Raw genomic sequence first — 11103 nt, forward strand, 5'->3', positions numbered from 1 at the left:
GTGGGCCAGCCGCCCGCGCCCAGCTCCGAAGCGGGAAGGCGCGTGTGGTCCCAGCCGCGGCCCAGGATCCACTCGCCGGGCTGCGCCTGCGCGGCCGCCGCGGCCACGTGGCGCTCGATCTCGGCCAGCGAGGTGGTGCCCAGCAGGCTCACGTTCAGCAGCCCCTGCCCGCCGGCGCCGAAGTGGATGTGCGCGTCGTTGAACCCCGGCGTCACCAGCTTCCCGTCGAGGTCGACGATCTGCGTCCCGGCCCCGGCATACTCGCGGATCGCCGCGTCGGAGCCCACGGCCAGCACGCGGCCGTCGCGGATGGCGAGCGCTTCCGCGACGGTGTTGGCTTCGTCGGCCAGGAACACGCGGCCGCCCAGCAGCACCATGTCCGCGGCGTTCGCGCGCTCGGCCGGCGTTCCGGGCCCCGTCTTCGGCCACCCGGGCGAGCGTGGGGGGGCGGGCACCGGGTTCGCGGCAGGCCGCGGCGCGGTGACGCAGGCGGAAAGCGCGAGCAGGACGACGAGCAGGGTGCTGCGTGAGCGCGGGATCATACGCGTTCGTCGCTGAAGGTGTGGAATCACGGGTTCACACATGATAACGCGCCAGCCCGTGGCGTGACAGACGAACAGTCCGAAGAAGATGCTTGCGTGATCCCGACGTCCAGATTACCGTGTGCCAACTCTGTTCACTTGGAAGGCGCCGAGGAGCTGTCCTGATGGAACTGTCCGCGCTGACCCTGCGTGTTCTGCTGCTGTTCTTCCCGGGCGTTCTCTGCGCGATGATCGTGGAGATGCTGACGCCGCGGCGCGAGCATACGGGTCCGGCATTCCTGACAGCATCGTTTGTATTCGGGATCAGCACGTACCTGCTCCTCTCCGGCACCGGGGCCGTGTTGTCCAGGATCGCGGTCGAGTTCGGCTGGGAGCCGCTGCCCTCGGTGACGTTCTTCCAAGCATTGGTCGATCCATCCCAGCAGATTCTCTGGGGAGAAATTGGTGCGTCGGCCATTGCTGGAGTCGTGCTGGCCGGCCTGGTGTCTGCGCTTCAGAATTACAAAGTCCTGCATCGCACCGCTAGGCGCTTCCACATCTCTTCGAAGTTTGGTGAACTCGACGTCTGGTCGCACTTTCTTGCCTCACCGGATATCGGCTGGATCCTGGTTCGAGACGTGGAGGCCGACAGGACGTATGAGGGCTGGTTGGAGGCGTACTCAGATTCCGGGGACGATGCCCAACTCCTGCTGCGCGACGTGCGGATTTTCGAGAGTGAGGCCGGGGCAGAACTTTACCGTACGAAGCGCGTATACTTGGGAAGGGACAAGCACGTCCTCGTAATTGAAACCCGTGAGTAGGAGGTGCCTTATGTCTGAATCGGTACCGCCGTTGAGAGAGGGCGGGCTAAATCGAGGTGGGAAGAACCGCGATCCGATGCGGCCTCGGCCTGCGGGCTCACCACCTGCCACGGGGGTGCCTGGTTTGTCGCGGCCGGCTCAGCCGCAATACCCCGGGCCGCACTCCCCAGCCCGGCCGAGCCATCCCGAGGGAGTAAAGGTGCTCACGGAGCAGAGCCCGATTGAAGCAGGCACGTTCAACAAGGGTGGAATCAATTGGCAGCCGATGACGCCCCGGCCCGACTTCGTCCCGGCACTGATCGGTCCGCGTGAGGCCAAAACTCCAACGCCCTGAGGGAGCTCAAGGGGAACCATCCAGACTGTGTATGCGAAACGCCGCCGGTGAGCTTCACCCGGCGGCGTTTCGCGTTGAGGGCGTTCGCAGTCAGGCCGAGGGGCGCTTGTACTGCGGGTCGTTGTACATCTTGAACTGGCGATAGACCTTGGGCACCACGCGGCCCGATGCGATGTCCGCCAGCAGGGTCGACAGCTCCTCGGCGAGGTCGTCGCGCTGAAGGCGCATCACTTCCAAGCGCTGGTTGCAGCGCTCGCGGAAATCGGGCGTGGCGTCGCCGCGCGCCGCCTGCTCGGCCATGTGGTAGATCTTCAGCTCGATGATGCTGAGCTTGTCGACCAGCGAGCCGACGGTTTCAGCCATCGGTTCCCCCGCGGGCGGCTCGCACGGCTTCCATCACCGCTTCGTCGATGCGCTCGATCAGGTCGTTGCGCCGCTGGTTCAGCTTGTCGACGGCGCGCTTGGCGGCCGCCACCTGGTGGTCGTCGTCCACGCGCGCCTTGTCTTCTTCATGCCACAGCTCGACGTTGGTCTCGGCCAGGCGCGCGATCAGGGTGCCGATGCTCTCGTTCATTTCCATGTCCCGTTGGCGGGGCGGCGGCCCCGGTGACAGCGGCGCGAATGTACACGGGGGCGCATCCCGGCGCCACGCCCGCGTTTGCCGCGTCCGCTTCCCGCGCTATCTTCAGCGCGTTCCGGAGCCCTCTCCGCGGGTGATCTCGCTTCTCCGATCCACAGGTCCATCGTTGGCGCTGGTTCCGCTCCCCCGCTCGGCGCGCGTGCTGATCGTGATGATGAGCGCCGTGGGCGACGCCGTGCACGTGCTGCCGGTGGTCACCGCGCTCAAGCGTCACGATCCCACGCTCCACATCACCTGGGTGCTCCAGCCCGGCCCGGCCTCGCTGGTGCGCGGGCATCCCGGCGTGGACGAGATCGTCATCTTCGAGCGCAAGGGCGGCTGGCGCGCCTTTGCCGACGTGCGGCGCAAGCTGGCGGGGCGGCGGTTCGACGTGGTGCTGGATCTCCAGGTGTACTTCAAGGCCAGCATCGTCACCGCGCTGGCGCAGGCGCCGGTGAAGCTAGGGTTCGACCGGGCGCGTGCGCGCGACTGGAACTGGCTGGTCACCGGCCCCCGGATTCCGCCCCACGCGCCGCAACACGTGCAGGACCAGTACTTCGAGTTCCTGGATGCGCTCGGCGTCGCGTACGAGCCCGTGGAGTGGAACCTGGGTCCGTGGCAGCACGAGCAGGCCGCGCGTGATGCGTTCCACGCCGGCCTGTCCCGTCCGTCAGCGTGCCTGGTGATCGGCAGCACGCATCCCGAAAAGGAGTGGGGGGCGGAGCGATGGGCCGCGCTGGCCGATGCGCTTTGGGATCGATACGGGCTGCAGCCGGTGCTGGCGGGCGGCCGCTCGGAGCGGGAACTGGAGACGGAGCGCGAGATCATGGCCCGCGCCCGGCATCCCATCGTCTCCACGCTCGGCGTGCCGTTTCGCGAACTGGTGGGGATCATCGACGGATCGGCGCTCACCGTCTCGCTCGACACGGGGCCGATGCACATCTCCGTCGCGCTGAACACGCCAACGATCGCGCTGATGGGCTACACGAATCCGAAGCGCACGGGGCCATACCGCTATCGGGAGCTGATCGTAGACGCGTACGGCGATCCCGGCGAGGATTATCCGGTGTCAATCGAAAAGCGCCCCGGCCGTACGAGCCGGATCACCGGTGAACAGGTGCTGGAGAAGGTGGAGATTTGGGCGCGGACGTACCAGTGAACGCGCGGCTCGACAGCATCGCGGTGGTGATGATGAGCACCGTGGGCAATGCGGTGCACACGCTGCCGGTGGTCAACTCGCTCAAGGCGCACCGGCCGCAGGCACGGATCACGTGGATTCTGCAGCGTGGCGCGGCGGCGCTCGTCGAAGGGCACCCGGCGGTGGACGAGACCGTCGTGTTCGACAGGGACCGTGGGCTCGGCGGACTGCGTGACCTGCGGCGGGCACTGGCGGGCCGCCGCTTCGACGTCGCGCTGAACCTGCAGGCGTACTTCAAGGCGGGCGTCGCGACGTCGCTGACGCGCGCGCCGGTCCGCGTCGGCTACGACCGGGCGCGGGCGCGCGACCTCACTTGGCTGTTCAGCACGCACAAGCTTCCGGCGCGTCCGCGTGCGCACGTACAGGATGAGTTCCTGGAATTCCTCGACTTCCTGGGCGTGCCGCGGCGGCTGGAGTGGGGGCTGGAAGCCTCGGAGGAGGAGCGCGCGCGCTACGCGCCGCTGCTTCCGGAGTCGAACCGACCCACGGTGGCGATGGTGGTCGGGACGACGAAGCCGGAGAAGGAGTGGCCAGCGGAGCGGTACGCTGTGCTGGCTGACCGGCTGGCGGGCGAGTTCGGCGCGCGGACGGTGCTCGTCGGCGGGCGGTCGGCGCGGGAGGAGGAGGCGGCGGCGACCATCCGGCGGCTCGCCCGGAAACCGCCGCTGGACCTGCGGGAGTGGGACCTGCGGCGCCTGGCGTACCTGACGGAACGGGCGGACGTGCTCGTGTCGCCGGACACGGGTCCGCTGCACGTGGGCGTCGCGCTCAACACGCCCACGGTGGCGCTGATGGGCTACACCAATCCCAAGCGATACGGCCCATACCGCCGCTTTCTGGACCTGATGGTGGATGCGTTCGGTGAGCCGGGCGAGGATTACCCCGTGACGGCGGGGCACCGGCCGGGGCGGATGGGGCGCATCACGGTAGAGGAGGTGGCGGAAAAGGTCGAACGCGCGCTGCAGAACTATCCCAGGACCAGCCCGCGCGGCCAGCCGTCGCCGTAGCCTTCACGCACCGCCTTCCAGCCGTCCGGATCGATGGGCGCGCGCAGCTTGCGGGCGGAGCGGGCCAGCCGCCGCAACTCCGCCGCCCGGCGCGCACGCGGGACGGGGCCGGGGTGCACGCGCGCCTTGTCGAAGTCCAGCAGCCACACCTCGGGCGCGGTGTCGCGCTCCACCACCAGCAGGTTGCGCAGGTTCACGTCCGGGTGCGCCACGCCGGCCTCGTGCATCGTCGCGATCTGGTGTCCCGCTTCGCGCAGCATCGCCTCGCGCCGCCCCTCCGCCGCCGATTCCAGCCACGCAGCCGCGTCCGTCGCGCCCGGGATCAACAGCGTGGCGAGCGTGGCATGGTACCCCAGCGTCCGCGGGCGCTCGATGGCGGCCAGCACCCGCGCCGTCCGGACGCCACCCGCGCGCGCCCGCTCCGTGGCGCGAAGCTCATCGAACGCGCGGTTCCCGCCGAAGTAGCGCGATGAGTTGATGCGCTGCACCAGCCCGCCGCGACGGTAGTGGCGCACGACGGCCTTTTCGCCCGTCTGCAGCAGCACGACGGGGTGCGCCTGGCGCCCGCCGCCCCGCATCTCCACGGCCGAAAGCGCCTTTTGCTCCACCAGCAGGCGCGCGGCGTCTTCGTAGCCGCCGCGCACCAGCATGCGAGCGCCTTCGTGCTCCAGCGGAACGAAGTCCGCCAGAGCGTGCCGGCCAACGTAGGTCTTCCAATCCATGCCCGGGAACCTGCCGTGCGCGAGGGGGGACGGCAAGGTGCGCCCCCTCCCGAACGGACTACCCTGGCGGGCTATGGGGAGGTTCGACTGGGGCCCGCGCATGCCTCAAGCGCCCCCCATCCCCAGCCCTTCCCCCGCAAACGGCGCGGGGGAAGGGAGCCAGTGCCGTGCGTCACACCGGCCTTTCCGCGATAGCCTGTCATCCTGAGCCCCAAGCGCACCAAACCAGCCCGCACACCCTTCCTCGCGGGGCGAAGGATCTAGCGCGGGGCACTTACAAGCTTGGGCGCGGCAGCGGTCACCCGTGCAGAGGCCGCGAAATCGGGGCGTCTCAAATGGGGCCGGCGCATGCCGCGGCTGCCCTCTCCCCCGGCCCCTCTCCCGCAAGCGGGAGAGGGGAGAATCCGACTGCGCTTCGGCAGGTGTGGCGCACACGATGTCATCCCGACGGAGCGGCCACGCCGATCCCGGCCTCCGCGACGTAGACCGCAGCGACCGAGGGATCCGCCACACACTTTGCGATACGCGGTGCGGCCGAGGAGGGCACAGGTTCGCTGTCTTTGGGGTGCCGCCGGTGGCGTACAGGCGCGCGGACGATGATCAGGCTTTGAAGCGTCTGCCGCTTCGGCGCAGAGTCGCGTCCTGTGTGGCGGATCCCTCAGTCGCTGCGAACTGCCGTGAGCGGGCAGGTTCGGGGCGGGCGCTCCATCGGGATGACAGATAATGCGGTGGGGCCGGCGATGTGGAGGGTTCGCAGCGGTCGCTCCATCGGGATGACAGATCGAGTGGTGGGCCGGCGATGTGGAGCGGCGTCAGGGGGTGCTTGAATGCGGCGCGCGTTCGCCGGGGAGGGCAGAGGCCCAGCGGAGAAAGGTTTCCAGCGCTGGATTGCCTCGGAGCGGCAGTCGCGGGCGGAAGCGCATGCCCTGCATCACCTGCACATCTTTTTCGATGAAGCGGGTGAAGAGGAAGCGCGCCACGGCCAGGCGCAGGCGCGCCATTCCCGGCAGGCCGCCGCGCCGAGTGGTGAACACCGGCGTCACCTCCACCTCGCCGCCGACAGGCACGAAGGCCAGGAGGAGCGCGCTGCGCGTGCGGCCGAGATCGCTCTCCACCGTCACCGTGCTGCCCGCCCAGCAGTTGATCTGCACGCGGATGTGGTCGCCGGAAATCCGCTTCATGATGCGGTCGGCCAGGCCCGTTCCCGTCACCCGCGACAGGTAGCGCATCCGCATCCGGCCCGGCTCCGGCACGTCTACCTCGGGTCGCTCGCGGAGGGCGCGGCCGTGCACGGTGCTCAGGTGCTGCTCGTCGAAGCCGTTCGCCGCCGGGGCATACCAGGCGCAGCGGAGGCGCACGGGCCGGCCGTGCGAGGTCAGCAGTTCGTCGTCCGCGAACGTCTCGAACCCCGGCACCGGGCCCGGCGCCCCGTCCCCCATCCACACCCAGATCCCGCCCAGCCGCTCCGCCACGGCATACCCAGGCTGCCGTGCGGATGCCGGCGCGCGCCCGCCGCCGGGAAGCTCGCCGGCGCCCTCCCGGTCCCACGCCCAGTGATGCAGCGGGCACTGCAGGTGATCGCCCACGACGCAGCCGTTGCCCAGGTGCGCACCCATGTGCCAGCAGTGCGGTGCCAAGGCCCCCACAGTACCCGACTCCGCGCGGAAGAGCACCACCTCGTCCTGGCCGATGCGGCGCGTCAGCACTCGCCCGCGGGGCAGGGAAGACGAGGGCGCGAGCAGGTACCAGGCGGCGGCGCGAGATGGCGGATCGAAGACGAACGGCGTTTCGGCGGGTGCGGTCATGGAGCGGGCGAGGCGGGGAGATGGCCGGCGGTGCCCAGGTGCAGCAGGATGCGCCGGATGAGGTTCGGCGCGTCGGGTGTGCGAAAGTAGTGATCCGCACCCCATACGGGATAGATCGCGCCGCCGTCCACGATGGCGTCGGTCAGCAGCGTGCTCCCGTCGTTGGGACCGAGCGCGGCGAGCTGGCGATGGCGCGTCGCGAGGGCGCCCGAGGTGTGTTCCGAGAGCGGGCACGCGATCACGTTGACGAGGTGCACGCCATCAGGCGCCACGGCGCGCGCGGAGAGCGGCGACCCGGGCGCGTGCCCCAGCTCGCGGATCAGGCGGAAGTCCGCACGGTGGCGCGCGAGGAACGCGCGAACCATCGTGCGCCTCCACCACGGCCCGGCGAAGAACTGGTCCACCAGCGGCGTTCCGTGCACCAGGCCGCAGACGTTGATCCACGCGCGCACCTTCCGCAGCGGCGCCCCCCCTGCATCCAGCGCCACCCGCACGTCCGCCCCGCCCTTGCTGAGCGAAACCAGGATGACGGAGCCGTCCGCCTCCTTCGCCAGCGCCTCGCGGATGATCCGTGCGTTCTCCGTGACGCCGCCGGTGCTGCGCGTAGGGATGCGTTCGGCGCTGATCCCCAGCTCGCGAGCGACGGCCAGCACGGCTGCGCCATCCGCGCCGATCTGCGGATACTCGCGCCAGAACGCGGCAGGCGCGATCAGCAGCCGCGCAGAGGTGGGCGGGAGCGGCGCAGCGGGATCGACGGCATCCACCGCCTCGATGAATGCGCGGTGCGGCTCCGCGTTGCGGATGCGGTCGTACAGCAGCGCCGTCGCGGAATCCACCCCGTGCTCGCGTGTGACCTCCGCCAGCTTGCGTGAGCTGAGCGCAGCGGAATCACATTCCCCGTAGCTGTCACGAGACGGCTCCGTAAGCCCCGGCCCAGCGCCTCCGGTGGATGTCTGCATCAGCGTGTTGTGGGTCAAAGCCTCTGATCCCTGATCGCCGAACCGAACGAAAAAACTTGCATTCAGCTCCTGCAGCGCCCATATAGACGCACGCTCGCAACCCGAGCCCTCCCTGCCGACCTGCAACCCCGATCAAACGAGGCGACGATGAAGTGGCTCATGACCGCCGTGCTCACGCTCTGTGCGACGCCCGTACTTGCCCAGGCGCCCGCCGCCGCACCGGCCAATGCCGCCGTAAGCTCCGTGCGTTCGATCTACACGGCGGCGCGCGGCTACGTACTCGCCGCCGCCGAGCAGATGCCGGCGGACCAGTACGGGTTCCGGCCCACGGAGAGCGTCCGCACCTTCGGCCAGCTGGTCGGGCACGTCGCCAATGCGGAGGGCGCCATCTGCTCCGCCGTTCTGGGTGAGCAGCCGCAGAACGCGCAGAACGCCGAGGAGCTCACGGACAAGGCGGCGATCATCGAGGCGCTTCGTGCGGCGAACGCCATCTGCGACCGCGCCTACGCCATCTCCGACGAGGCGGCGCTGCGCACGGTGGGGCTCTTCGGCCAGGAGCGGACGGCGCTGGCGGCACTGGTGATGAACGCCGGGCACGACTTCGAGCACTACGGCAACATCGTCACGTACATGCGCATCAAGGGCATGGTTCCGCCGTCGAGCCAAGGCAACTGAGGTGACGTAGGTATTCGCCCGCGGGAACCGAAGCCCCTGCCGATTCTGGCGCGGGCTTCGGTCAGTTGTGTTGCCCAGCCGGGGAGTACCGCCTCATCATCTTTTGTACTTCGTCGATCGTATATGCCGGTTTCCGGGAATGAATCACCGCGTGACAATTGGGGCAGACAGGGCGCAGATCCTTCACAGGATCAACAATGTACTCTTGCTTGATCTCGGATAACGAGATTAGGTGGTGCACGTGGATGATCGAGCCGGCGTCTGGTCCGTAGATCTCCCCTAGGCCGATTCCACATACCGCGCACCGCCTTCCGTAATAGGATAGGCATCTACGCCGCGCTTCCCGGTCCCTCTCGTACGCATTTATCTGAATCTTGGTAACAGCCCCTTCGCGAAAACTCCGTGTTGGCTCCACTTCCTCGGGGAGCGTTATTTCGGATTCTTCGGTAAGTAGTTGTGCTCCCAAATAGCTCCGCACGTCAAGTTTGCCAGACCGGTGGGTCACACGGAGTTGGTGATCCTTGAGCGCAAGATTCCACCGCCTCGAACCGGTTAGTCCCGTTGGGGCGAGTGTTTCCTCAACGACTAGACTGGCCACGAGAGCGTATGGAACGACGTGATGATCCCGAGGCTGGTCGGTGTTCGTTCTATATACCACCAAGTTGGGCCCTTCACGGCCATCTGCCCTTGCGGCTTCCGTGCGAGTTTTCCATGTGCTCGGATACATGCCAAACCAGCCTGAAGCGATATTGGCGAGGACTACGTATTCGCCTCGCACCTCCAACTCGGTTTTCGATTGGTCCACTAAACTTGGCATGAAGAACTCATCTGAAATGGGATTGGTCTAAGCGGAGGTGTATGGATAGCTCATTCGCGCTGTCAACGGCTGCTGTCTCGGACCACATAATATCGATTTCGTGCCAGCCACTGCTCCGTCGTTCGGCCGCCGCACCAGCGGATGCGGACCGTCACGTTCTCCGGGGCGCCGGCGCCGAGGCCGAAGTGCAGCCGGGTGTCGTGCTGCGATGAGAAGCCGTTGGCGGCTTGCACCTCGCGCGTTTGCTGGCGCTCGCCCGGGATGAGCACCGTAGCCGTGGAGCCGTAGGCTTCGCGGCCGCATGTGGTGCCATTGCCTACCAGGCGCAGGCCGATCCAGTGCGATGCCTCGGCCTTGGCGGACGGAGAGTTGCGCAGGAGGGTGGGGCCGGCGTGCTGGTTGGCGATCACCACGTCCTGGCGGCCGTCGCCGTCCAGGTCGGCGATGGCGACGCCGCGCGAGTTGTCGCCCGCGGTCAGGCCCGCGAGCGGGGCCACATCTACGAACTGCGGACGGGCGCCGCCACCGCGGTTCAGGTACACGCGGCGCTTTTCGTTGGGATAGGTGCAACGGCCCCGGATGTCTCCCCACATGTCGGCATACGTGTGCACCTCGCGGCCGGCCTGCATCAGCTTGTGGTTCACGTACCAGTAGTCCGGGCACCCGGCGTACCGCTCGTCCAGCCGGTCGTCGACCATGCCGTTGGCCTGCACGATGTCGGGCCAGCCGTCGTTGTTCAGGTCCCCGACCCCCGCGCCCCACCCGAACCGGTCCTCGTTCAGCGCGCCGCGGCCCGTCGCCTCGTCGCGCAGGCGGGGTGTGCCGCGGGCGTCCGGGCCGCGGTTCATCCACAGCAGCGATCCCTCGGCCTGCAGCTCCTGGTGCACGTTGCTCACGTACACGTCGGGCCAGCCGTTGCGGTCGAAGTCGGTGATGGACGAGTTCATCCCCTTGTACGTATCCATCCCCACGTGTCCGAAAAGGCGCCCAGACACGCGGCGGAACCCGCGTCCGCCCTGGTTCAGGTACAGGTCGTCGCGCCCGAAGTCGCTGGCCAGGTACAGGTCCGTCCACCCGTCGCCGTTCAGGTCGGCCGTGCCGATGGAAAGCGTCCAGTGCGTCTCCGGCATCCCCATCGCTGCCGCGTCCATCTCCACAAAGCGCCCGCCGACGTTGCGCAGAAGCACGTTGCGTCCGCCGTTCCGCGCGTCGTGCCAGCCGTCGTGCATGAAGCGGAACATGCGGCGGTCTCCGTCGAACTCCGGCTGCGGCAGACGGAAGATGTTCAGGCGCGTGGGCCGCGCGTACCCGGGCAGCCACGGATTGAGCACGTTGCCGATCAGCAGGTCCGGACGCCCGTCGCGGTCGTAGTCCAGCACGTTGGCGGCGACGGAAATGGAGTACTCCGGCATCCCCGCCGCCACGGACACGTCCTCGAACTCCACGCGTCCGGTTTCCGCCAGCCGCGAGCGCAGCAGCCGCGTCCGCCCGAAGGAGACGGGAACCAGCAGGTCCAGCGCGCCGTCCTCGTCGTAGTCGAAGAACAGTCCGTAGGACGTGAAGCCGTGCCGCTCCGGCACCATCCGGAGCGAGTCCAGCGCGGGAACGGCGACCCGCTCGAAGCG

General features: G+C 68.4%; 11 protein-coding genes. 4 read left to right on the forward strand and 7 right to left on the reverse strand.

Annotation, left to right across the window (positions count from 1 at the left end; genetic code table 11):
- A partial coding sequence (locus tag VIB55_RS03865) for an amidohydrolase family protein (RefSeq protein ID WP_331875352.1) occupies positions 1 to 542 on the reverse strand: 542 nt, incomplete at its 3' end.
- Positions 543 to 706: 164 nt separating this feature from the next.
- On the opposite strand from VIB55_RS03865, the gene VIB55_RS03870 reads away from it, so the two are divergent.
- The gene (locus VIB55_RS03870) at positions 707 to 1342 is read left to right on the forward strand and encodes a hypothetical protein (RefSeq protein WP_331875353.1); all 636 of its coding nucleotides are present in this window, start codon (positions 707 to 709) and stop codon (positions 1340 to 1342) included.
- 424 nt (positions 1343 to 1766) lie between these two features.
- Here VIB55_RS03870 and VIB55_RS03875 read toward each other — a convergent pair whose 3' ends face one another.
- Positions 1767 to 2039, reverse strand: a complete 273-nt coding sequence (locus tag VIB55_RS03875; protein WP_331875354.1) for a DUF4254 domain-containing protein — start codon at positions 2037 to 2039, stop codon at positions 1767 to 1769.
- The gene (locus VIB55_RS03880) at positions 2032 to 2250 is read right to left on the reverse strand and encodes a DUF4254 domain-containing protein (protein ID WP_331073739.1); all 219 of its coding nucleotides are present in this window, start codon (positions 2248 to 2250) and stop codon (positions 2032 to 2034) included. Before VIB55_RS03880 ends, VIB55_RS03875 begins: the two co-directional genes overlap by 8 nt.
- A gap of 172 nt (positions 2251 to 2422) precedes the next feature.
- Between VIB55_RS03880 and VIB55_RS03885 the strand changes: the two genes are divergently transcribed.
- The gene (locus tag VIB55_RS03885; protein WP_331875355.1) at positions 2423 to 3454 is read left to right on the forward strand and encodes a glycosyltransferase family 9 protein; all 1032 of its coding nucleotides are present in this window, start codon (positions 2423 to 2425) and stop codon (positions 3452 to 3454) included.
- The gene (locus VIB55_RS03890) at positions 3451 to 4500 is read left to right on the forward strand and encodes a glycosyltransferase family 9 protein (RefSeq protein WP_331875356.1); all 1050 of its coding nucleotides are present in this window, start codon (positions 3451 to 3453) and stop codon (positions 4498 to 4500) included. The genes VIB55_RS03885 and VIB55_RS03890 overlap by 4 nt, the downstream gene beginning before the upstream one ends.
- Here the strand turns inward: VIB55_RS03890 and VIB55_RS03895 are convergent.
- The 3 genes from VIB55_RS03895 to VIB55_RS03905 all read right to left on the reverse strand — a co-directional run bounded on the left by VIB55_RS03895 (position 4461) and on the right by VIB55_RS03905 (position 7986).
- Positions 4461 to 5222 (reverse strand): lipopolysaccharide kinase InaA family protein, encoded by a 762-nt coding sequence (locus VIB55_RS03895; protein ID WP_331875357.1) that lies wholly within the window; start codon positions 5220 to 5222, stop codon positions 4461 to 4463. The genes VIB55_RS03890 and VIB55_RS03895 overlap by 40 nt on opposite strands.
- A gap of 812 nt (positions 5223 to 6034) precedes the next feature.
- The gene (locus VIB55_RS03900) at positions 6035 to 7027 is read right to left on the reverse strand and encodes a Rieske 2Fe-2S domain-containing protein (RefSeq protein ID WP_331875358.1); all 993 of its coding nucleotides are present in this window, start codon (positions 7025 to 7027) and stop codon (positions 6035 to 6037) included.
- The gene (locus VIB55_RS03905) at positions 7024 to 7986 is read right to left on the reverse strand and encodes a hypothetical protein (RefSeq protein WP_331875359.1); all 963 of its coding nucleotides are present in this window, start codon (positions 7984 to 7986) and stop codon (positions 7024 to 7026) included. Before VIB55_RS03905 ends, VIB55_RS03900 begins: the two co-directional genes overlap by 4 nt.
- A gap of 147 nt (positions 7987 to 8133) precedes the next feature.
- Between VIB55_RS03905 and VIB55_RS03910 the strand changes: the two genes are divergently transcribed.
- On the forward strand, positions 8134 to 8661 hold the full coding sequence (locus VIB55_RS03910) for a DinB family protein (protein ID WP_331875360.1): 528 nt from the start codon (positions 8134 to 8136) through the stop codon (positions 8659 to 8661).
- Between the two features lie 879 nt (positions 8662 to 9540).
- Here VIB55_RS03910 and VIB55_RS03915 read toward each other — a convergent pair.
- Positions 9541 to 11103 (reverse strand): CRTAC1 family protein (locus tag VIB55_RS03915; protein WP_331875361.1); only part of this gene is annotated, 1563 nt, incomplete at its 5' end.

Source organism: Longimicrobium sp. (assembly GCF_036554565.1).
Lineage (GTDB): Bacteria > Gemmatimonadota > Gemmatimonadetes > Longimicrobiales > Longimicrobiaceae > Longimicrobium.

Excerpts from the sequence above, each read along its gene's own strand:
- VIB55_RS03870 (WP_331875353.1), top strand. The coding sequence starts at position 707 with ATGGAACTGTCCGCGCTGACCCTGCGTGTTCTGCTGCTGTTCTTCCCG.
- VIB55_RS03875 (WP_331875354.1), bottom strand. The coding sequence starts at position 2,039 with ATGGCTGAAACCGTCGGCTCGCTGGTCGACAAGCTCAGCATCATCGAG.
- VIB55_RS03880 (WP_331073739.1), bottom strand. The coding sequence starts at position 2,250 with ATGAACGAGAGCATCGGCACCCTGATCGCGCGCCTGGCCGAGACCAAC.
- VIB55_RS03895 (WP_331875357.1), bottom strand. The coding sequence starts at position 5,222 with ATGGATTGGAAGACCTACGTTGGCCGGCACGCTCTGGCGGACTTCGTT.
- VIB55_RS03900 (WP_331875358.1), bottom strand. The coding sequence starts at position 7,027 with ATGACCGCACCCGCCGAAACGCCGTTCGTCTTCGATCCGCCATCTCGC.
- VIB55_RS03905 (WP_331875359.1), bottom strand. The coding sequence starts at position 7,986 with ATGCAGACATCCACCGGAGGCGCTGGGCCGGGGCTTACGGAGCCGTCT.
- VIB55_RS03910 (WP_331875360.1), top strand. The coding sequence starts at position 8,134 with ATGAAGTGGCTCATGACCGCCGTGCTCACGCTCTGTGCGACGCCCGTA.